A 21,617-nucleotide genomic window follows, 5' to 3' on the forward strand; every position below is an offset into this window, starting at 1 on the left:
TAATGGTTCGGAATCAGGTTGGCGAGGGTTGATAAGGTCATGAGGCAGCCTTTCTATCTATAGCAAGGCTGCCTGAAGCCATGGCCTGATGTGATTACAAGAGGTTAGGTCTGAGCCACTTCTCAGCCTCTTCGACCGTCAGCCCTTTTCGGGCGGCGTAAGCAGAAACCTGATCAGAGGTGATTTTACCGAGTCCAAAGTATTTTGAGTCCGGGTGTGAAAAATACCAGCCACTGACACTGGCAGCGGGCATCATGGCGAAATGCTCGGAGAGCGATACCTGTGCATTGTTTTCACCATCAAGCAGTTTGAACAGTGTGGCTTTTTCAGTGTGGTCAGGGCAGGCGGGATAACCCGGTGCCGGGCGAATACCAGTGTACTGCTCTTTTATAAGCTGTTCGTTACTCAGGGATTCTTCCGGTGCATAGTGCCAGAACTCTTTCCGCACTTTTTCATGCATACACTCGGCAAAGGCTTCTGCCAGCCGGTCAGCCAGAGCCTTGACCATAATGCTGTTATAATCGTCACCCGCTTCTTCGTAGGTCTTTGCCAGTTCTTCTGCGCCGATGCCAGCCGTTGTGATAAATCCGCCCATATAATCCTTCAGCCCGGAGTCTTTTGGTGCGACAAAGTCTGGCAGGGCATAGTTGGGCTTATCTTCCGGTTTAGGTGTCTGTTGGCGCAGATGGTGAAGACGACTGATGACTTCTACATGTGAATCGTCACGGTACAGTTCAATATCATCAAAATCCGTTTGCGCGGCAGGCCAGAAGCCTATAGCGGCACGAGCTTTGATCTTCTTTTTCTGAATCAGTTCATCAAGCATCCGTCGTGCATCGTTGTACAGGCTGGTAGCGGCTTCACCCACTACATCGTCTTCAAGAATAGCGGGAAATTTGCCAGCCAGACTCCAGGTAATGAAGAACGGTGTCCAGTCAATGTAATCAACCAGCTGTTCCAGTGGGAAGTCCTCAAACACTTTCACCCCGGTGAATGTAGGAGCGGGTGGCTGGTAATGGCTCCAGTCAGGCTGAAAACGGTTATCTACCGCTTCCTGGTAGGTCAATAACTGACGTTTATTGTTACGCTTGCTATGGCGAATCCGGACTTTGTCGTATTCGGCACGGGTCTCTTCTACCAGTGGCGGTTTCAGTTCGTTACTCATCAGTCGGGTGGCAATTCCTACACTGCGGGAAGCGTCGGTGACATAAATAGCCAGATCATCCTGAAATTCAGGCTCAATCTTAACGGCCGTATGGGCTTTTGAAGTCGTAGCGCCGCCAATCATCAGCGGCAGCTTAATCCCCTGACGCTGCATTTCGCTGGCAACATGCACCATCTCGTCCAGGGATGGGGTAATCAATCCGCTCAGGCCAATGATATCCACCTGCTCCTCAACAGCCGTTTGCAGGATTTTTTCGCAGGGAACCATAACCCCCAGGTCAACCACTTCAAAGTTATTACAGGCCAGCACTACGCCAACAATATTCTTGCCAATATCATGCACATCGCCTTTAACCGTTGCCATCAGAATCTTGCCGTTAGAACGAACGTTGCCGCCTTTTTCTTCCTCAATAAACGGCACCAGGTGTGCGACAGCCTGCTTCATCACCCTGGCACTTTTTACCACTTGGGGCAGGAACATTTTACCGGAACCAAACAGGTCACCCACGACGTTCATGCCATCCATTAATGGCCCTTCGATAACATGAATGGGGCGTTCTGCCACCTGCCGGGCCGCCTCCGTATCGTCAACAATATAGGTGGTGATGCCTTTAACCAGCGCATGCTCCAGACGTTTATTAACAGGGAGCTCCCGCCAGCTTAAATCCTCTGCCTGTTTCTGTGCTGTCCCGTCGCCACGGTATTGCTCAGCAATGGCCAGCAGTGCGTCAGTGGCTTCTGGCGTCCGGTTCAGAACAACATCTTCCACCCGGTCACGGAGTTCGGCAGGAATATCTTCATAAATCGCCAGCTGTCCCGCATTCACAATGCCCATGGTCATTCCATTTTTAATGGCGTGGTACAGGAAAACTGCGTGAATAGCTTCACGAACCGGGTTATTGCCACGGAATGAGAAGGAAACATTACTGACGCCGCCAGAGATCATGGCATGGGGCAGTTTGTCCCGAATAAAGCGGGTAGCGTTGATAAAGTCAACGGCGTAGTTATTGTGTTCTTCAATACCGGTGGCAACGGCGAAGATGTTCGGGTCAAAAACAATATCTTCCGGTGGAAAGCCAATGTCGTTCACCAGAATATCGTAGGAGCGCTGGCAGATTTCTATCTTGCGGGCTTCGGTGTCTGCCTGACCCACTTCATCAAACGCCATCACCACCACCGCAGCACCGTAATTCCGGCACAGTCTGGCATGGTGGCGGAATGGTTCTTCACCTTCCTTCAGGCTGATGGAGTTGACAATGCCTTTGCCCTGGATACATTGCAGACCCGCTTCAATCACATCCCATTTAGAAGAGTCCACCATCACCGGCACGCGGGAGATATCCGGCTCTGAAGCGATCAGGTTCAGGAAGGTGATCATTGCCTGCCGGGCATCCAGCATGCCTTCATCCATATTGATATCAATGACCAGGGCACCGTTTTCCACCTGTTGACGGGCAACATCCAGAGCGGTGTCGTAATCTTCTTCCACAATCAGGCGTTTAAAGCGGGCAGAACCGGTAACGTTGCAACGCTCGCCCACGTTGACAAACAATGAATCCGCAGCAATGTTGAACGGTTCCAGTCCACTCAAACGACAGGCTTTGGTTATAGCCGGTACTTTACGCTTGGGAATAGACGACATTCTTTGAGCAATGACGGCAATATGATCCGGTGTACTGCCACAGCAGCCACCAATAATATTGACCAGTCCCGACCGGGCAAACTCCGTCACGATATCGGCCATCTCTTCCGGCGTCTGGTCGTACTCACCAAAGGCGTTGGGTAGACCTGCGTTGGGATGGGCGCTGACGAAAGTGTCAGCGATGTTGGACAGGTCTTCCAGCCAGGGGCGTAGCTCTTTGGCTCCCAGGGCACAGTTCAGACCCACCGACAACGGTTTGGCATGGGCGACAGAGTTCCAGAAGGCTTCTGTCGTTTGGCCCGACAGGGTACGTCCGGACGCATCGGTAATGGTGCCGGAGATCATAATGGGCAGTTCAAACCCCAGTTCATCGAACAGTTCTTTCACTGCGTAAATGGCCGCTTTGGCATTCAGCGTATCGAAAATAGTTTCGATCATCAGGATGTCAGCGCCACCTTCGAGCAGGTCGATGGCAGCCTGCCGGTAAGCGGTGGTCAGGGTGCCGAAGTCGACGTTGCGGTAGCCAGGGTTGTTCACGTCCGGTGAAATAGACGCAGTACGGTTGGTGGGACCAAGAATACCAGCGACAAAGCGAGGCTTGTCTGGATTCTTCGCGGTTTCAGCATCAGCTACCACTCTTGCCAGTCTGGCGGCTTCACGATTCATTTCCGGAACCAGATCTTCCATGTCATAGTCTGCCATGGCAATGGTGGTGGCATTGAAGGTATTGGTTTCCAGAATATCTGCACCGGCCTCCAGATAGGACTGGTGTATCTCCTGAATAATGTCCGGTCGGGTCAGGCACAGCAGGTCGTTATTGCCTTTCACGTCACATGGGTGACTGGCAAAACGTTCACCCCGGTAGTCGTTCTCTTCCAGTCGATAACCCTGGATCATGGTACCCATGGCACCGTCGAGAATTAAAATCTGTTGTTGCAGTCGTTCCTGCAGCAATCTGGCACGTTCCTGTGCTTCCTGAATGCGTTGTTCTGATAGTTGTACTGATAGTGGTACTGAGGGTCGCGGCATGCTTACAGATTCCAGCCTGTTCATTCTTGTTTAGTCAATCCGATGAAACAGGATGGTATCAGAAAGTGGCAGAGATGTACTCTGAGTGGGAGGTGCCGGGAAGGGGGGTAACGTTCAGTACAGGTATTGGCTGTACTGAACGTTAAGGCATTTATGCCGTCCGGGCAGTCAGCTGTTCGGCAGGCTTGCCAGTTCCCATCAGGCACAGGGTGGCAAAGGCTGCAGAAGCCAGGGTTGCCACTGCCAGAGTCATGGTGCCGGCAACTGGCAGCAGGCCAACAGCGCCACTGATCAGAGTGGCCATCAGCATTTCAATAAAGAAGATCAGACCGGATGCGGTGCCGATATTGTTCTTCATGTGTTCAGTGGCGCGAGCCTGACACAGCGGATTGAAAATACCCAGGCCCAGCTCGTATACAACGATACCAACAACATAACCCACAACCGACTCACCACCACTGAACCACGCAGAAACGAGGGAGATCAGGGCACCGGTCGCCAGGGTAGAACCGGACAGCAGAGTGACCTTTTCCCGGCTCAGGCGATCGGTAAGTTTTGGTCCCATGGAGGCACTGACCAGATAGGCCGCAATAGCAGCCGCAAAGATAAAGCCATAATCTTTCGGGTTGATACCCAGCTGCTCAATCAGAACAAAAGGCGCACCCGCCACAAAGACAAAGGCACCGGCAAAAGCTACACCGGCTGCCACTGAGAAACGCATATAGCGCAGGTCGGTCAGAACCGCAGAGTAGCCTTTGAACATCCCGGTGGTGGCGTTGGCATTACGCTCTGACTTCTCTGGCAGCAGGGTCATTGCCAGCATGGCGATAATCGCAAAAGCGGCCATCACCAGAAAACTGTACTGCCAGCCAGCGTATTGCTGGATATAACCACCGGCAATTGGTGCTGCCATTGGGGCAAGGGTCAGACAGGCGCTGATATACGCCAGGATTTTCACTTCCATTTTATCGGAGTAATAATCACGGGCGATGGTTCGCGCAACAGCCGTACCAAAGCAGCCGAACAGGGCCTGGGCAAAGCGGGCAGCAATAAACAGGTGGATACTGCTGGTGGTCAGGGTGGCAATGGTGGCCAGCAGGTACAGGGAGTATCCGCCCAGCAGGGTATTTTTGCGGCCAAAGCGATCACTCAGCGGACCAACGATCAACATGGACAGAGAGAAACCCAGCATAAAAATACCCACGCTCCATTGAGCGGTGGTATGGTCTGTGTCGAAATACTGGGTGATCGCAGGCAGTGACGGCGTGAATATATCAATGGACACCGGACCCACAACAGCAAACAGGGTCAGTACAACCAGTACGGCGGTAGTATGTTTCTCAGGGTTTAATTGACGCATGTAACTTTTATGTAACTCTTGTGTTAATCGCTGCTGGTGGACACCGCTTATAAAAGTAGTGCCGGCGTATAAATAGCAGGGCAGGATGCAGAGTTTTTTGATTCAGATCAATTCGTGGTTTTCACATATTTGCAGCTGCATTCCTGTTGCAATTAAAAAAAATCATTGTAGTTCAACTCTCCTTTACTCTCAGAAATATTAAGTCGCGTTGACTTCGGAGTGACTTCAATCGCTAGCAAATAACCACCAGAAATCAGACCATAGAAACCCATTGGCGTGATTTCCGGGCCGATATGCAGTGGATGCAGACCGTCGGTCTGCTCCTTGTCTGCTGCCAGATTAACAGAAGAAATTGCCAGCCCAAGTTGCTCGATATATTGCGTTAACGGACAGACAATATTAATTGCCGCATCAACCACCCAGGGACGCTCCGATCGTGGTAGCAGGTTTTTCGCTAAAAAATGAGCTATGTCATTCATGCGCATCACTACACAGGTCTTATTACCCGTCACCTCACCAATGATGACAAACTCATGGAGGATTTTCCCGGAAGGATTGTTTCCCGGAGTCGTGACAATTGCACGATTAACCTGAATCAGATCAGTGCTACTCAGAGCTGAAAAAATAGTAAGAGCCGAACACTCGTGGGCATTGGCAGCGATTCCTTCTTTAGCTAAAAAAGGGTTCATACAATGATTAAACAGTATACGCCCCGTCTCATAATCATTGTGATTTCGCAACTCACAAAATTTTCGGGATGTGTATAAAAAAGAAGAAGCTTTTTTCAAACGGGGATAAGCGGCATTTTGTTTAATGTTTTCGCCGACATGATCCATGAAAAAACTTTTCTGGCTATAAATGTTAAGCGATGTACCCAATATATTGTGCTTACCCAGTAGTTTTTGGACAGTTGTGTTAACAGAATTTGCGATAAAACTGTTTTTCATACCTATACCCCCAAAAAAGTAAATTTTCAGGATAGACAATCTGGTTCAGCTAGACCCTTAGCAAGAGAGGGTCTTTAATGAACCGGCAGTGAGGAATGTGTCCATCTGGAGAAATAATAGCCATGATTCAGTTAATCTCAGCCTGTCGTACTAATTTTAGTTTCCTCCCTTCTATATACCCGGGCTCATTGTCTGTAGCTTTACTTCTTACGTTATCGTCTACAGTCTGGTCTAAAAAACTTCATGTGGAATATCCTGATGATACTACCTACATGATTCGTTTTCCTTTAAAGCTGGCTGAGCTTGAGCCAGAAGTCCGTGATCGAACGCACAGGAGTACGAACCACTGGTGGACTTCGCTGGATCACTTCGCAAGGTCGTCCTGGCAAGTTCTTATAGCGGCACTCCAGTTGCAGGTGCTGCTGAAAATGACGGTGGACAGACAATCAACAAGCTCTCTGCGGCAGGATGGTTGATTACTGCTTACATTACAGCCGGGCTGGCAGCCTACTAACGATGATCACAATTTGTTGTTTCGGCGTCCTCTACTTATTTAGCAGGTGAGCCGTCGTCTGCCAGCGGCAGCAAAATGCTCAGAGGATAATCTGGAGAAACAGCCTTTTCCTGAAGTGGTTCAGTAGCATAGAATGTGCGTACTGACCGAATGAGGTATTTGACTTGAAGATTACATTTACAGAAGCCGCTCAGAAATATCTGGCAGGTCTCCTGAAACGGCAGAACGTTGAAGGCATTGGCGTTCGCCTGTTCGTGACCCAGCCAGGAACACCTTATGCTGAGACCTGTCTGGCTTACTGTAAGCCTGGTGAGGAAAAAGAAGGTGACCTGCTGCTGGAGCTGGAATACTTCAACTGTCATGTAGAAGGGGTTAGCGAACCTTTTCTGGAAGACGCCGAGGTGGACTTTTCAGAAGACAAACTGGGTGGTCAGCTGACCATCAAGGCACCGAATGCCAAACTGCCTAAAGTGAATGAGGACAGCCCGCTGGATCAGAAGATTAACTACTTCCTGCAGACTGAAATCAACCCGGGTCTGGCTTCCCATGGTGGCATGGTGTCGCTGGTGGAAATTGACGATGGTTTTGCCGTATTGCAGTTTGGTGGTGGTTGTCAGGGGTGCAGCGCTGTTGACCTGACCCTGAAAGACGGTGTGGAGAAAACTCTGGTTGAGCGTATTCCTGAACTGAAGGGCGTGCGTGATGTGACGGACCACACGGTGACCGAGAACGCTTACTTTAAATAAGGCCAGACTGGTAAAGAAAAACTTCCGGCGCATTCTGTGTGCCGGAGGCTTTGTTTTGAGTGCCTGACTCTCAATGGTCAGGCGTTATAATATGATTCTTTTCATCGTTCTCCCAAGATGGCCGGATTTCAAATGCCCTCAAGCGTACTCATCCGGATTCAACTCCGGTGAAAGCTGCCAGAACATGGACGCCCATAAATCTTAAAACCAGCCTATAATGCTCGGACTTTGAAAAAAACGTTCAGAGGAAAACGAGTGAAGATTTTTGGTGCAAGCTGTTTTTTGACCCTCTCAATATTTTTCTTTACCCCCGTTTTTGGTTACGAAGGTAATGATAATCAGGAGTCCTATAATAAAGCAGCTTTCGGCTCAGTAACCGCTGCTGTTTCTGACGATGCAACGCTGGTAGAAATCTTCGGAAGAGTTATTTATTTAGAAGGCGTCACCCAGTCCGACTGGAACCGGCTCTGGCATTCATTTTTTCATGGGGGCATTCTGGCTACTGCATTTTCTGCTCTTGCTTTGAGAACCGGAATCTATACATGGGCGAGAAACTATGGTTCGTCGGGTTCCATGGTGGTGAAAGGCATATGCGGACTGTCAGCTCTATTTTACATTGATGCTCTGTTAACAAGAGGGTGGCTTGGCTTTAGACTGCTTTACAAACTTTTTAATCTTGAGAATACGGCAACCTATTTTGTAATGGCTGCCTGGATGTTAACGGGAGAAGATCATGACCCTGAAAATTACATTAGTAATTTTTTCAATAAATATGTTTTACTGCTATTACCTTTTTTCATTAAGTTCCGCCATGAATATTTAATGGGCGACACAGAGCTCTCAAATTCGGAATATGTTGCCTTATCAGGGGATGTTGCCAAGCAATTCATAATCAAAGCTGTGCCAGCGTTAAATAATATCGCCCCCTACTACGAGTTAAGACCTGTTGCTTCAATGAGCGAAGTGTCAGGTAATGACAGTTATAGCCGTCTGGCAAACATTATGAGAGAACTCAAGCTGGGTAAGCTGAAGATACAAAGACTGAAGAGAAAAATTTTTAGAACAGCTGACCCTGAGAGAAAGAACTTTAAAGAGGGTACGACTGTACTCGTCTCTTTTTTTTATCAGGCTGACAACAAACTGGCTTTTCAGGGTTATACAATCCTGAATTGGGAGGAGGGCCAGCCATCACTACTACTGGATGATATTCGGGAAGACTTAGTAATCATTCCAATGGACGGTATTCGTTGTCTTTTATTCCCTGAATTTATCGGGAAAGTAGCTGACAGAATTCAGTCCATTAAGGTGGGAAAAAATCGGGAGCAGTCTGAAAACATTATGCCTTTTTATTTTGGCATGGCTGAAGCAGAGCTTAATGCTACTTCATTGACTTATGATGCTGACACCGATCGCATTTCGTATAGCGTTCCGGGTTCTGAGAATGAGAAAGAGGTTACACTCTCACTGGGGCTGCAAGACAATTCCATTTTTATGGCAACTGGTTGTAAAGACGAGACGAACTGTGTTGCAGGACAGCATGTAGTGCCAGTCTGGTTCAATAAGGTTATTCTCCTGGAGCTGGCTTATCTGGGATACCATTATGGTGAGAAGCTTTTTACCGCTGGAATCAATGGAGTAATGCCTGTTGATAAAGCTATTCCTTTATATGCAGTCAAAGACTATGCAGGAAGTGAACCGGATTGTCCGGTCTGTAAAAATGCTCCTTCATCTGTTTCTGAAGACGCTTTGTCCTTACAGAACCTGCCGTGTAATCATCCTATCTGTTCTTCATGCCTCGACGCAATAATTAAACAAGAAGTCTCAAAAGTTGCAAAAAAATTCTGGCAGTTAGGTAGCTTTGGCGTACCTTGTCCTATGTGCCGTGCTAAAGCCGAGTATTTGATTTCACCATGAGGTTTTTATGGATTTAGCTTTGCTCAATAGCCAACAAAAATTATTTTATCGGATTTTCAGATCATTAAAATATGGTCTGTTAATGCTCTCGATAATAACTTTAACAATAGATTCAAGCAGAGCTGAATCAAACAGCTCACAGCAACTTTATATTGACGGTTCTGAATTTTCAGATGATTTTTATGACTGCTTTTCAGAGCTGAGGCAAGCGCTGGTGTTGCGACAATTTGATGTGGAACGCTTTTATCAATCACTGTCGAATGATCAGTTGGAAATAGTAAAGTCAGCTGTTGATGAAGTCGTTCAGCGAAATCATGCTTGTGGTTTTTTACAACAGGGGAGTGATTTTGCTCCTGAAAATGAAGTGCTCAATAAAAAGTACTTCTTTGGTACTGTGCAAAAAGCTGTTGAGGAACAGAAATACCAACTGGTGGATTTCGTTGAATGGATTGGAAATAATGCATACAGCGCTGTCTCATTTATGGCCACTCAATATTCTCAGTACAGTCAATTGATACACTTTGTTAGTGGTTTTTATCAATATACAAGGTCTTACTTTCAGTCATTTGGTAAAGAGCAGGAAAAAGTAAAACTGAATACAGAAAGTAATATTGAGGATGGACATATATTAAATTGCTTCTTTGCTAAAAGAGAGAAGAAGTGCCAGTATGCTCCCTATATTGGTCATTCTGTCTCAATATTGTCTGCTATTGCGATGGCCTATACAAGCTATAATATCCTGTCTATCAGGGATATTGGTGTTCCTTCAAATCTCTTTGTTGTAGGGGCTGTGTTGGCAACGATGGTAAGTGAGGCATGGTGGGGAGAACAGTATACGTTTAATTCATTGTTAGCTGTGCAGGCAATGCGGAGTTATTTTCTGATAAGCAACCAAATACGACCGCTGTTTAATTTAGATAAAATATTTAAAATTATGTATGTTTCAAATATTTTATTAATGGTAGCCAATTATATTGATGGTCTTTATCTTCATAGATATTGGGAAAAGGTGTTTTCTGATTACTTCGAATGGTTTGTTTTTAGTAGTTCCATCGCATTTGCTTCTTTGTTTTCATACGTGAGGAATATTCATATACCTGAGAGTCTGCAAGTCTTTCTGGGTACGGATACAGAGAGCTATCTGTTCACGGCTGCTCTTGCTTTGTACGGTACACAAAACGAAGACCCATTCAGACATGGTCACATTCTTTTTGCCTATGGTGCTCTTGTTGTTAATTCACTGGTCACAACGGCTGGATTGAATCGTGTTATTCCACCAATCAGCCAATTATTGTTATACTCCTTTCGAAACTTATATCAGCTAAAGATGCCCACACCTGATGTTGCGGAAGATTTCGATGCGATGAGATATTTTCTCTTCTCAATTGCCCTGCCAGTTTTTTATCTATTAAACCTGCAAATAGATTAGACTCAATTAAGAAAGTGGCCTGACGGTGAAGGTCAGGCTTTATAGGCAATTTCTCCCTGACGAAAAACAGTCATTTCACCCGTTTTCATCGTGTGCCACTCTTCGTTTGTTGTGAGTGGCTCTGTGGCAATGACCGTGACGATGTCCGTTTGTGTTGTCTCCTGTTCGAAATCGACACTGAGTTCCGTATCCTTCAGGCAAGCCTGGTCGAAAGGTGCTTTACGAGTAATCCAGCTTAGTTTGGTGGTGCAGTAGCAGTACAGGTGCCTGGAGTCTGTCAGCAGCATATTGAACACGCCCATTTCCCTTAGCGTATCGCACTGATTCTGGATAAACCGGTGCAAAGTGCTGGCTCGGCCGGGAGGCTTGGGAAAACGTTCGCGAATGGCATTCATCAACCAGCAGAAAGCATGTTCGCTGTCTGTTGTGCCTATGGGAAAGTAATGGGAAAGCGGTTGCTTTTTGATGCCTTTTAGCTGACCGTTGTGGGCAAAGGTCCAGTTTCGCCCCCATAGTTCCCTTATAAAAGGGTGCGTGTTTTCCAGACAGACCCTTCCGGCGTTGGCCTGACGAATATGACTGATCACAATATCGCTTTTGATCGGGTAGTTACGGACCAGTTTCGCAATTTCAGAATCGCAGCTGGGGTGAGGGTCGCGGAATTCCCGAACGCCAGGCCCGTCATAAAAAGCGATCCCCCAGCCATCACGATGAGGCCCGGTTCGTCCACCCCGCTGCATCAGCCCGGAAAAGCTAAAGCAGATATCAGTAGGGGTATTGGCACTCATACCCAGCAGTTCACACATATTTTTATTCTCTGTCTTCTTAGGATGGCAGCAATCAGAAACCTAACGGGCTTTTAGCTTTTGGCTCTTAGCTTCTAGCTTCTAGCTTCTGGCTATTTACTATCTGACCAACAGCCAACAGCGCTACATTCCGCCCTTAAACAGTTGGCTCATGCCTTTCCTTAGGCTGTCTCTCAGGCTGCTGCTCTGATTGGTTTGACGGTTGCTGTTTCTTTCTCTCTTTCCCGGATACTGGCAGAGAGGTGGCAATAATGGAACAAGCAGCGGTTACAATCACCAATGGCAGGCCTGCCCGGGCCATTTCCGGAAAACCGGCAGACAGTCCGTCGTAAATCATCGCCCACAAAGCAGGCAGCAACAGATTTGGGTCGGTACTATGCGACCAGGGGGTGACCAGCAGGACAAAGGTGCCTGTCCGTAATAGTCTGCGAACACGGGGGTTAATTGAGCCTGTGATGAGCCACAGAGCCAGGGTGCAGGCCATGGCCCCAACCAGATAGACTCCCCAGCCCATTAAAATCTGTGAACTTGTCATTCATTCTCCAGCTGAATGAAGCGATGCTCTGACTGACAACGGTGAAAATAACAGTTCTGTGCTTTTTTCCTACAAACTGTACAACGGTTGTCTATAGTCATCAGATCATCATGGTCGTGACGGTATAAGTAATGATATAAAAAGAGTAGGGTGTCAGTGAAAACAGCGCTTACTCAGCGGCTATGATATGTCAGGTATCGATCCTTGTCATCGGTACTTGTCAACGGTGTTAAAGCGAGTGTCACTTAACGATCGAATCATTTAAAAATAGTGCCTCTTACACCAAAGCCTGAATAAAATGCAAAAACAAAATGTGACAGGAAGCAGCAATGATAGAAGGACTTGGATCGGTAGGCACATCACTTGACTGGATAGCTCTGCTTGCACTGGTAGTTCTATGGGCGGGCTATACCGCTTTTGCTTACTACAAGGGGAAGGAAACCCCGTGTCTTGCCAGTGTTCTTGCACTGTACCGGCGTGACTGGATGTACCGTTTGCTGGGGCGTGATAACCGTATTGCAGATGCCAGTCTGCTACAGAGCCTCAGAGCCAGCGTCAGTTTTTTTGCTTCCACCAGTATTCTGATTATTGCTGGTCTGGTGACGGGTATTGCCGCTTCAGAAGAAGCGGTGGGTGTACTCTCTACCATTCCTTTTGTGACCACCAATACCAGGGAGCTCTGGGAGCTTAAGGTGCTGGTACTACTGGTGATTTTTGTTTATACCTTTTTCGAGTTTACCTGGAGCCTGCGCCTGTACAACTTTACCTGCGTACTCTTTGGCAGCGCACCGTTATGTCAGGATATTAATGGGCATAAGACCAAACAGGCCGTTTTCGCTACCCGCTCAGCCCATATCATGACTCTGGCAGCCAGCCACTTTAACTACGGTCTGCGCGGCTACTACTTTGCTATGGCAACGCTGGCATGGTTTATCCATCCGGGTCTGTTTATCGGGGCTGCGGCAGTGGTGGTGATTATTCTGTACCGGCGGGAATTTCACTCATCGGTGCTGGATTCCCTCGCGGTCAGTGAGCGTGAAACGCACTTCTGATGCTTGAGTGAGCCTGCTGTTTTGAGAGGTGAGAATAAAAAATAAAGAAATTTATTATTTCTCCCTTGAAAACCAAAAACGTCATCCCTAAATACGAGTTAACGAATTTTGAACTGAATGACATCGTATTGAGGATCGTATGACTGTCGAAGCCCAGAAAGAGACATTAGGTTTTCAGACTGAAGTAAAGCAACTGCTTCATCTGATGATTCATTCCCTGTATTCCAACCGTGAAATTTTCCTGCGTGAGCTGGTATCCAACGCTTCTGACGCTGCCGACAAGCTGCGTTTCGAAGCTCTGCGCGATGGCAGTGATCCAAAGCTGGATATCCGCATCAGCTTTGATAAGGATGCCAGAACCATCACTATTGCCGACAACGGTATTGGTATGGATCGTGAGGGTGTGATCTCCCACCTGGGTACCATTGCCAAGTCCGGTACGGCTGATTTCCTGAAAACCCTGACCGGCGACCAGCAAAAAGATTCCCAGCTGATTGGTCAGTTTGGTGTTGGTTTCTACTCTGCTTTTATTGTGGCTGACAAAGTAACCGTTGAAACCCGCAAGGCCGACGTGGCCGAAGATAAGGCGGTACGCTGGGTATCCGATGGTTCCGGTGAGTTTACCGTTGAAACCATCGAGAAAGAAACACGCGGCACCAGCGTTATCCTGCACCTGAAACCGGAAGCTGAAGAGTTTGCCGATGGCTGGCGCCTGCGTAACATCATTCGCAAATACTCTGACCATATCTCCCTGCCAATCCTGATGCTGAAAGAGCTCGCTATGGACGAGCAGGAACCTGCAGCAGAAGGCGAACAGAAAAAGCAGCAGGAAGACAAAGCGCCTGAATGGGAAACCGTTAACACCGCCAAGGCGTTGTGGACGCGTTCCCGTTCCGATATCTCCGACGAAGAATACAAAGAGTTCTACAAGCACATCAGTCACGACTTCACCGATCCGATGAAGTGGAGTCACAACCGTGTAGAAGGCAAACTGGAATACAACAGCCTGCTGTTTATCCCGGCCAAGGCACCGTTTGACCTGTATAACCGTGATATGCAGAAAGGTCTGAAGCTTTACGTGCAGCGTGTCTACATCATGGATCAGGCTGATGAATTCCTGCCCATGTATCTGCGCTTTATCAAGGGTGTGGTGGATTCTAACGATCTGTCCCTGAACGTATCCCGTGAAATTCTGCAGAAAGACCCGGCGGTTGAGAGCATGAAGACGGCGCTGACCAAGCGTGTTCTGGATATGCTGGAGAAAATGGCTAAGAAAGAGCCTGAGCAGTACGCGGAATTCTGGACCGAGTTTGGTCAGGTACTGAAAGAAGGCCCGGCTGAAGACTTTGCTAACCGTGAGAAAGTCGCCAAACTGCTGCGCTTCGCTACCACCGAGAGCGAAAATGCGACTCAGGACCAGAGCCTGGAAGGCTACGTATCCCGCATGAAAGAAGGTCAGGACAAGATCTACTACATCACTGCGGATACCTACAACGCTGCTGCCAACAGCCCGCACCTGGAAGTGTTCCGCAAGAAAGGCGTGGAAGTTCTGCTGCTGTCCGACCGTGTAGATGAGTGGCTGATGTCTCACATGCAGGAATTCGATGGCAAGCAGTTTGCTGATATTGCCCGTGGCGACCTTGACCTGGGAACTCTGGACAACGAAGACGATAAGAAAGCCTTAGAAGATAGCGCTAAAGAGAAGGAAGACCTGCTCAAGCGTATTAAAGATGCTCTGGGCGACAGTGTTGAAGAAGTTCGTGTCACTCACCGTCTGACCGATTCTCCAGCCTGTCTGGTAGTAGGCCAGTTCGATATGGGCGCACAGATGCGTCGTATTATGGAGGCGGCTGGTCAGGAGGTGCCTGAGAGCAAGCCAATCTTCGAGATCAACCCTGAGCATCCACTGATTACCCGTCTGGATCAGGAAAGCGATGAAGATCGTTTTGTTGACTTGAGTAAAGTAGTGTTTGATCAGGCGAGTCTGGCAGCGGGTGGACAGCTGGATGATCCGGCTTCTTATGTGCAGCGTCTGAACAAGCTGTTACTGGAAATGGCTGAGTAATTAGTCGTGATCAGGGGCTCACTTATGAGCCCCTGTTTACTATCGATGTAAAGATTACAGGTCTTTGAATTTCAGTTTGTATTTCAGGCAGGTGTCGTTTTTCATATATTCTTTAAATGATTTTATTAGTTCCCGAGTTTTATCTGAATTTTCTGCACCTAATTCGAACCAGTGACTCATTTTACCACTTTGGTAAGAGTCATGAACTTTTTCATCATGCGTTACGGAAATTCTTGCTATGGTATACCAGAATATGGAATCGCAGCCCTTTTTAAAACAGGGGTGGATATTTTCAGGTTTGGTAAGCCACTCTGTAATGGTAATAATCAGTAGTTCTGAAACTTTTTCTATTAATTTTTCAGCAGCCAGCTCATGATATTGAGCTGAGGTAATCAGGAGACTGGTAAAATCTGTTAACCGGCGGAGTGGTGTTTTTTTATTATCAGACAGTTCGCAGTAACAATTTACCTTATGATCTATATGGTTCATATTACGCAGAAAGTTTTCAGTTGGGATACCCACTTTACTGTATAAGTAGCTGGCGACTGATTTTCTGTCTAGCTTTTTGAGGTCACTTCCGATTTGGTCGTTTTTAATTATTAACAGGTCTATTATTGACTGGCTGTTTTCTTCAACTTGTTCTATAGACATTAGTTTGTGAGGTGTGAGTGCCGTATAGATTTCAGCACCTGAAGGCATATAATAGTTGATTGTAGTTCCGGACATTTTTTTTTCCATAATCCTACTTTGGCTTTTTTCCAGACAATCTATAAAGCCGTCAGCCAGTTTTTTTGCGATCATGTCTTTTTTAGACATAAGTTCTTCCCGATCGGTTGGCAGCTCCTGATTATCCGATAAGAAATTCTTCTGATAGCTTCCCATGCAGGTCATTAGATAATATTGATGGATATTATCCTTGGTGTCGGTTAGTTGAAAATATTCTTTGATGTTATCCAGATTATCCGACAGTTGTTCTTTACATTGCGAACTATCGATATGAAGCGGCGTATATAAATCATTAGTCCTGGTAGTAGGAAGAGTAGCGCTCACCGCTTGTTTGCTGATTCCAATAATCATTAGCGGTAATAACAAATAGTAGATAACCAGAGAGTACTTCATGTTTTTTCCTGAAGGTATTGATTAAACAATCACTTAATGAGCAGATGTCTAAGATAGAGTAGCTGCTTTTTTGTGGTAGGGAGTTTTACGTTGTCCTTGGTCTTGATTGTATCCTCGTGCAAAATAGTGCGCCTTTGCTGGTTTTTTCATCAGTGGATCAAGGGCTGGCAGTCATGCCATAACTATGGAGTCTGGCCGTCAGTCAGTTGCTAACAGTTGTTTAAATGGAAAATGAAATGGTTTCTGAAATTTTCAACCCGGAATTGTGGGATGAAGTAGCAGGGTTCGGTTTTGAGGATATTACCTATCACCGGGCCAGGGCTCAGGGAACGGTCCGTATCGCTTTTAACCGCCCCGAATGTCGCAATGCTTTTCGTCCTAAAACCGTTGATGAACTGTATCAGGCATTAGAGCATGCACGACTGTCCAGCGATGTGGGTGTGGTCATTATTACGGGTAATGGCCCGTCACCGAAAGACGGTGGCTGGGCATTCTGTTCCGGGGGGGATCAGCGTATTCGTGGGCGTGATGGTTACAAATATGAGGGCATGCCCGCTGATGAGATTGATCCGGCAAAACTGGGGCGTCTGCATATTCTTGAGGTTCAGCGACTCATTCGTTTTATGCCCAAAGTGGTAATGGCAGTCGTGCCGGGCTGGGCAGCAGGTGGAGGCCATAGCCTGCATGTGGTGTGTGACCTGACAATTGCTTCACAGGAACATGCGGTGTTTAAACAGACTGACCTGGATGTTGCCAGCTTTGATTCCGGCTATGGTTCTGCCTATCTGGCGAAAATGGTCGGGCAGAAGAAAGCCCGGGAAATTTTCTTTCTGGGGTTGGATTACTCGGCGCAGGACGCCGCGGATATGGGGATGGTCAACAAGGTGGTGCCTCATGCCGAGCTGGAAAATGCAGCGCTGGAGTGGGCAAAAATTATCGGCGAAAAATCACCCACCGCTCTGCGTATGATGAAATACGGACTGAATCTGACGGACGATGGGATGGTGGGGCAACAGTTATTTGCCGGTGAGGCTACGCGATTGGCCTATGGCACTGAAGAAGCCCAGGAAGGCCGCGACTCTTTTCTTGAAAAGCGTCCCAAGGATTTCTCCCGCTTTCCCTATCACTATTGATTCGTCTAATGACTGGTCAGCAACAAACTGACCAGTCATTTAATGCAGAGAGACTCAAGCGGTTTTAGAGGAAGGCTCTTTCGCGTAAATCGCCAGCCCGCCCTGGGAGGTTTCACGATACTTGGCCTGCAAGTCCAGACCTGTGCGATACATGGTTTCTACACAGCTATCCAGAGATACCGCATGGTTACCGTCACCACGCATGGCCAGGCGGGCAGCCGTGATGGCTTTAATGGCCGCCATACCGTTGCGCTCAATACAGGGAATCTGAACCAGACCGGCAATAGGGTCACAGGTCATGCCCAGGTGATGTTCCATACCAATTTCTGCGGCGTTTTCAACCTGGTCAATTGTGCCACCCTGAACCGCAACCAGCGCAGCGGCTGCCATGGAACAGGCTGAACCTACCTCTGCCTGGCAACCGGCTTCGGCACCGGAAATGGTGGCATTCATTTTGATAATGGCTCCGATAGCGGCAGCCGTTGCCAGAAATTCCCGGATACCTTTCTGGTTGTCACGGGAGATAAAGCGGGAGTAATAGGCAATAACGGCAGGGATAACGCCAGCTGCGCCATTGGTTGGTGCGGTTACCACACGACCACCGCAGGCATTTTCTTCGTTGACTGACATGGCAAACAGAGTCACCCAGTCCATGATGGCAAAGTGGTCGCTCAGCATGGCTTCCGGGTTAGCCGTCAGGGTTTTGTGTAAATCGAACGCACGACGTTTAATGCCAGACATTGGCAGTTGACCTTCCATACGTAGACCGCGCTCGATGCAGTTGCGCATAACATCCCAGATAGCATCAATTTTTTCGGTAACGCTATTGATGTCACCGTTATGGCGGGCTTTTTCGTTTTCGATCACCAGCTCGGCAATGCTCATATTGTTGGCTTTGCACAGTTTGATGAGTTCAGATGCGTTACGGAACGGGTAAGGAACGTTGGCTTCGTGTGTTTCAGACTGGTCATCACTGTTAGAGGCTGCAGCCTTGTTGAAACCGTCCGCGCAGACAATGAAACCACCGCCGATGGACAGATAGGTTTTGTAGTAAACGACAATGCCATGCTCATCCGCAGCAAAGATACGCATGGCGTTAGGATGTTCAGGCAGCGTTTCTCCATTGTGGAAAATCAGCTGAGTGTCGTAATCAAAATCAATTTCGTGTTCGCCCGCCAGTTTGATCCTTTTGCTGCTTTTGATCGTTTCGAAGGCCTGATCCGCTTCATCCGGATCAACGGTGTCTGGCTGATAGCCCGCCAGGCCCAACAGAGACGCTTTATCGGTGCTGTGTCCAACCCCTGTTAATGCCAGAGAGCCGTAAAGGCCAACTCGCACAGAGACAATGCTGCCGAGAATGCCTTTTTCCTTCAGCTCATTCATGAAGCGATGCCCGGCCCACATTGGACCTACGGTGTGAGAGCTGGATGGGCCGATTCCGATTTTGAAAATGTCAAAAATACTAAGCATGCCGTCTCTACTGTGATGTTGGGTTCGTGTAGAAATGTAAGGATTTCTTGTGAAAGATTCTGCCAGCGAATGTCAGATGGAAAAATACCGGAGGAAGGTAGTCTTCCCCCGGTTTTCCGTAGCATTGAGCTCTGCTTATAAGTAGCAGTGTTGCCAGTGCCTGGTTGTCTTACAGGATGAAGTTAGCGGTAATGAAGCCAAGGATTGCAATGATACCCATGCACAGAGTAAACAGGTTGATTTTGGCATCGTATTTACGCATCGCTGGTACTTTTTTCATAGCGTATACCGGCAGGATGAACAGGATCATCGCCAGGATAGGTGCCACCAGTGCTTCGATCATACCCATCACGGATACGTTCATGTAAGCCACTGCCCAGACCGACAGGATGATGAAGGCGATGATGCCCATGTCAACCTTCTTCATGTTGACCGATTTGCCTTCGCGCTTGGCCTTGTTCACGATCATGCCCTGCAAGCCTTCGCGGGTACCCATGTAGTGACCAAAGAAAGAAGAACAGATAGCAACAATGGCAACGATCTGAGCCATCCAGGCGAACAGCGTGTTATCAGTGCGCTGTGCGAATACAGACATGATCGGCAGGTTAGCCGCTTTCGCTTCAAGCAGTTCTGCCGGAGACAGTGTCAGTACACAGCTGTAGACAAAGAACATGGTGAAGCCAACCAGCATCATGGTGGTACGCTTCAGTGTACGGCTGGCGTGAGCTTCTGCGTCGTTACCCAGTTCTTTACGGTACGTCGATGCAAAAGAGGACACCGCAGGCGAGTGGTTGAACGCGAATACCAGTACCGGAATGGTCAGGAATACAGTGGTCATAAAGCCGCTGAAGGTCACCGGCGCTTCAAATTGAGACATGTTCCACTGTGGAATCAGGTAGACAGAGGTACCGAACAGAACCAGGATCAGTGGGTAAACCAGGGTATTGGTCACTTTCAGAACGAATTTCTGACCGGTCACCATCACGCCTACCAGGGCGGCTACCAGCACAAAGCTCAGGATGGCACGGTTTGGCTCAGCCATGCCCAGCTGGTTAACCATCAGGGAGGAAACCGTATTGGTAATACCAATGCCGTAGATCAGCAGAATAGGGTAGATGGACGCGAAGTAACCCAGGGTAATCAGGGAGCCGGCTTTAGGGCCAAAGTGTTCGGTAACCGTCTGGGTAATGTCGGCATTCGGGTTTTTGGAGGAGAGGCACAGACGGGTCAGACCACGGTGAGCCAGAAAGGTCATTGGGGCAATAATCAGGGTCATCAGGATCAATGGCCAGATACCGCCCAGTCCGGCATTAATCGGCAGGAACAATACACCGGCACCAATCGCGGTGCCAAACAGTGCCAGCATCCACTCTGTATCACGTTTGCTGGCGGCTTTATCCCGGGTACCAGCCATAGGCTGGGTCATTACTTCTGCGTGTGCCATGTGCTCTTATCTCCTCCGCATAAACAGGAATCAGGAGCGGTGAATAAGTAAATTGATGGCTGCGAACTGTACAGAATTCGTTTGTTGAATGTATTGATGGAGATTAGGGTGATTAATCTTTGATCTGTGTTATGATCTGCGGAAGTTTAAATCTGTTCTTTTTTTTGCGGAACCTACCTAGCCGGTTGGTTTTTTATTTCGTGCCCCTGCCTGTTTCTTTCGTGTCGTGGCGTGGTGTCTGCGCCATTGAATGTCATGATTCAAATATTTCAAATTAGCATTCAAAGGTATTCATGCCTTTTTTGCCAGATGAATTATAAATGTTTTGTAAAGATCGAAGGCGTGACGGGCGGTTTTTTAGAAAAAAGTTCCGGAACTGATTAAACCATCGTTTTCAGATATTTCAATTCTTTTCGATCCGGGTGTAACTTCAATCGCAACCACCTTGCCAGCATAAATAAGGTTATACATAGCCATGGGTTCCACCTCCTGGCCAAACTGGTACAAGTGCAATAGTTTATTGGCACGCTCGGAACCCATTCGCCTTAATGTTCTGTCTCCAAGGTGATGCACTTTTCCCAAGGGGGGTCTGACCTTCGACAAAACGTCGCCCTCATGGGTTATTTTGGAGATAGCGTTCCCAAGCTGTTGAGGATAATCTACCAGTGGACAGGCAAGGTCGAGTGTGGCATCAATCACCCAGGGAGGGTCAGACTGCGCTAGCAGGTTGCTGCTCAAAAAACTGTCTACGTCTTTCAGGAGAAAGGACACCGCCGTTGCTTCGCCAGTCACCTCACCAATAATGACAAACTCGTGAAGTACTTGCCTGTTCTGCACATTTTCCGGATCAAGAACAATAGCGATATTTACCTGATCCAGGTTTTTTGCCCTCAGGGTAAAATAGACAGCGAGTGCGGAGCACTCAGCGGGGTTGCAGGCGCACCCCTGAAAATCAGGGGTCGCAGAAAGGCTTGAGAGATACCGGCCTGTCTCATATTCATTATACCCTTCCTGTCTGCAGAAACTTCGAAATGAGAAGATGAAGTCAGCCGCTTTTTTCACACGGTGATAACCCTCTTGCGCGTGCTTTACTGCGTCGACATTGTCGCTGGTAAAACTCTTCTGACCTGGGCGCTGAATTGAATCCCCCAGTGTTGCATTTTCACTGAGAAAGTTCTGTACAGCCTTATTCATAGCATTGGCAACAAAGCTGTTATTCATTCAAGAAGTCCTCTGAAAAATAAGAGC

At 47.8% G+C, this 21,617-nt stretch carries 16 protein-coding genes; 7 read left to right on the forward strand and 9 right to left on the reverse strand.

Annotated elements, in window-relative coordinates; all coding sequences use genetic code 11:
- Positions 1-94: 94 nt before the first annotated feature.
- The 3 genes from metH to NX720_RS23260 all read right to left on the reverse strand — a co-directional run bounded on the left by metH (position 95) and on the right by NX720_RS23260 (position 6,142).
- Positions 95-3,835: a methionine synthase gene (gene metH, locus NX720_RS23250; protein WP_262597870.1), complete on the reverse strand. Its 3,741-nt coding sequence runs from the start codon at positions 3,833-3,835 to the stop codon at positions 95-97.
- Positions 3,836-3,986: 151 nt separating this feature from the next.
- Positions 3,987-5,195 carry a Bcr/CflA family efflux MFS transporter gene (locus tag NX720_RS23255; protein ID WP_262597871.1) on the reverse strand — a complete coding sequence of 403 codons (1,209 nt, stop codon included), beginning with the start codon at positions 5,193-5,195 and terminating at the stop codon, positions 3,987-3,989.
- 152 nt (positions 5,196-5,347) lie between these two features.
- Complete coding sequence (locus tag NX720_RS23260; protein ID WP_262597872.1) at positions 5,348-6,142, reverse strand: hypothetical protein; 795 nt, start codon at positions 6,140-6,142, stop codon at positions 5,348-5,350.
- A gap of 272 nt (positions 6,143-6,414) precedes the next feature.
- Between NX720_RS23260 and NX720_RS23265 the strand changes: the two genes are divergently transcribed.
- From NX720_RS23265 to NX720_RS23280, 4 genes are all read left to right on the forward strand, one after another.
- Entirely contained in the window at positions 6,415-6,618 is a 204-nt protein-coding gene (locus tag NX720_RS23265; protein ID WP_262597874.1) for a hypothetical protein, read from the forward strand.
- A 202-nt stretch (positions 6,619-6,820) separates the two neighbouring features.
- Positions 6,821-7,402, forward strand: coding sequence for a Fe-S biogenesis protein NfuA (gene nfuA / locus NX720_RS23270; protein ID WP_262597875.1), 582 nt, complete (start codon positions 6,821-6,823; stop codon positions 7,400-7,402).
- 255 nt (positions 7,403-7,657) lie between these two features.
- Positions 7,658-9,316: an RING finger protein gene (locus tag NX720_RS23275; protein WP_262597877.1), complete on the forward strand. Its 1,659-nt coding sequence runs from the start codon at positions 7,658-7,660 to the stop codon at positions 9,314-9,316.
- Positions 9,317-9,323: 7 nt separating this feature from the next.
- Entirely contained in the window at positions 9,324-10,745 is a 1,422-nt protein-coding gene (locus NX720_RS23280; protein WP_262597879.1) for a hypothetical protein, read from the forward strand.
- Positions 10,746-10,777: 32 nt separating this feature from the next.
- On the opposite strand, the gene NX720_RS23285 is transcribed toward NX720_RS23280, so the two are convergent.
- Both NX720_RS23285 and NX720_RS23290 read right to left on the reverse strand, forming a co-directional pair.
- Positions 10,778-11,551 carry a class II glutamine amidotransferase gene (locus NX720_RS23285; RefSeq protein ID WP_262597880.1) on the reverse strand — a complete coding sequence of 258 codons (774 nt, stop codon included), beginning with the start codon at positions 11,549-11,551 and terminating at the stop codon, positions 10,778-10,780.
- Positions 11,552-11,687: 136 nt separating this feature from the next.
- The gene (locus NX720_RS23290; protein ID WP_262597881.1) at positions 11,688-12,086 is read right to left on the reverse strand and encodes a hypothetical protein; all 399 of its coding nucleotides are present in this window, start codon (positions 12,084-12,086) and stop codon (positions 11,688-11,690) included.
- A 329-nt stretch (positions 12,087-12,415) separates the two neighbouring features.
- Between NX720_RS23290 and NX720_RS23295 the strand changes: the two genes are divergently transcribed.
- Together NX720_RS23295 and htpG are read left to right on the forward strand one after the other, a co-directional pair.
- Positions 12,416-13,138 (forward strand): DUF599 domain-containing protein, encoded by a 723-nt coding sequence (locus NX720_RS23295; protein ID WP_262597883.1) that lies wholly within the window; start codon positions 12,416-12,418, stop codon positions 13,136-13,138.
- 139 nt (positions 13,139-13,277) lie between these two features.
- On the forward strand, positions 13,278-15,203 hold the full coding sequence (gene htpG, locus NX720_RS23300; protein ID WP_262597885.1) for a molecular chaperone HtpG: 1,926 nt from the start codon (positions 13,278-13,280) through the stop codon (positions 15,201-15,203).
- A gap of 54 nt (positions 15,204-15,257) precedes the next feature.
- On the opposite strand, the gene NX720_RS23305 is transcribed toward htpG, so the two are convergent.
- Complete coding sequence (locus NX720_RS23305; RefSeq protein ID WP_262597886.1) at positions 15,258-16,322, reverse strand: hypothetical protein; 1,065 nt, start codon at positions 16,320-16,322, stop codon at positions 15,258-15,260.
- A 224-nt stretch (positions 16,323-16,546) separates the two neighbouring features.
- Here NX720_RS23305 and NX720_RS23310 point away from each other — a divergent pair, with 224 nt between their 5' ends.
- Positions 16,547-17,455, forward strand: a complete 909-nt coding sequence (locus NX720_RS23310) for a 1,4-dihydroxy-2-naphthoyl-CoA synthase (RefSeq protein WP_318654069.1) — start codon at positions 16,547-16,549, stop codon at positions 17,453-17,455.
- Positions 17,456-17,509: 54 nt separating this feature from the next.
- Here NX720_RS23310 and NX720_RS23315 read toward each other — a convergent pair whose 3' ends face one another.
- The 3 genes from NX720_RS23315 to NX720_RS23325 all read right to left on the reverse strand — a co-directional run bounded on the left by NX720_RS23315 (position 17,510) and on the right by NX720_RS23325 (position 21,590).
- Entirely contained in the window at positions 17,510-18,925 is a 1,416-nt protein-coding gene (locus NX720_RS23315) for an L-serine ammonia-lyase (RefSeq protein WP_262597887.1), read from the reverse strand.
- 169 nt (positions 18,926-19,094) lie between these two features.
- Positions 19,095-20,369: an aromatic amino acid transport family protein gene (locus NX720_RS23320; RefSeq protein ID WP_262597889.1), complete on the reverse strand. Its 1,275-nt coding sequence runs from the start codon at positions 20,367-20,369 to the stop codon at positions 19,095-19,097.
- Positions 20,370-20,726: 357 nt separating this feature from the next.
- The gene (locus NX720_RS23325) at positions 20,727-21,590 is read right to left on the reverse strand and encodes a hypothetical protein (protein ID WP_262597890.1); all 864 of its coding nucleotides are present in this window, start codon (positions 21,588-21,590) and stop codon (positions 20,727-20,729) included.
- Positions 21,591-21,617 lie beyond the last annotated feature (27 nt).

The sequence above is a fragment of the Endozoicomonas euniceicola genome (assembly GCF_025562755.1).
Lineage (GTDB): Bacteria > Pseudomonadota > Gammaproteobacteria > Pseudomonadales > Endozoicomonadaceae > Endozoicomonas_A > Endozoicomonas_A euniceicola.

Coding starts and splice junctions, on each gene's coding strand:
- metH (WP_262597870.1), bottom strand. CDS start 3,835: ATGCCGCGACCCTCAGTACCACTATCAGTACAACTATCAGAACAACGC.
- NX720_RS23255 (WP_262597871.1), bottom strand. CDS start 5,195: ATGCGTCAATTAAACCCTGAGAAACATACTACCGCCGTACTGGTTGTA.
- NX720_RS23260 (WP_262597872.1), bottom strand. CDS start 6,142: ATGAAAAACAGTTTTATCGCAAATTCTGTTAACACAACTGTCCAAAAA.
- NX720_RS23265 (WP_262597874.1), top strand. CDS start 6,415: ATGATTCGTTTTCCTTTAAAGCTGGCTGAGCTTGAGCCAGAAGTCCGT.
- NX720_RS23280 (WP_262597879.1), top strand. CDS start 9,324: ATGGATTTAGCTTTGCTCAATAGCCAACAAAAATTATTTTATCGGATT.
- NX720_RS23285 (WP_262597880.1), bottom strand. CDS start 11,551: ATGTGTGAACTGCTGGGTATGAGTGCCAATACCCCTACTGATATCTGC.
- NX720_RS23290 (WP_262597881.1), bottom strand. CDS start 12,086: ATGACAAGTTCACAGATTTTAATGGGCTGGGGAGTCTATCTGGTTGGG.
- NX720_RS23295 (WP_262597883.1), top strand. CDS start 12,416: ATGATAGAAGGACTTGGATCGGTAGGCACATCACTTGACTGGATAGCT.
- htpG (WP_262597885.1), top strand. CDS start 13,278: ATGACTGTCGAAGCCCAGAAAGAGACATTAGGTTTTCAGACTGAAGTA.
- NX720_RS23305 (WP_262597886.1), bottom strand. CDS start 16,322: ATGAAGTACTCTCTGGTTATCTACTATTTGTTATTACCGCTAATGATT.
- NX720_RS23310 (WP_318654069.1), top strand. CDS start 16,547: ATGGAAAATGAAATGGTTTCTGAAATTTTCAACCCGGAATTGTGGGAT.
- NX720_RS23315 (WP_262597887.1), bottom strand. CDS start 18,925: ATGCTTAGTATTTTTGACATTTTCAAAATCGGAATCGGCCCATCCAGC.
- NX720_RS23320 (WP_262597889.1), bottom strand. CDS start 20,369: ATGGCACACGCAGAAGTAATGACCCAGCCTATGGCTGGTACCCGGGAT.
- NX720_RS23325 (WP_262597890.1), bottom strand. CDS start 21,590: ATGAATAACAGCTTTGTTGCCAATGCTATGAATAAGGCTGTACAGAAC.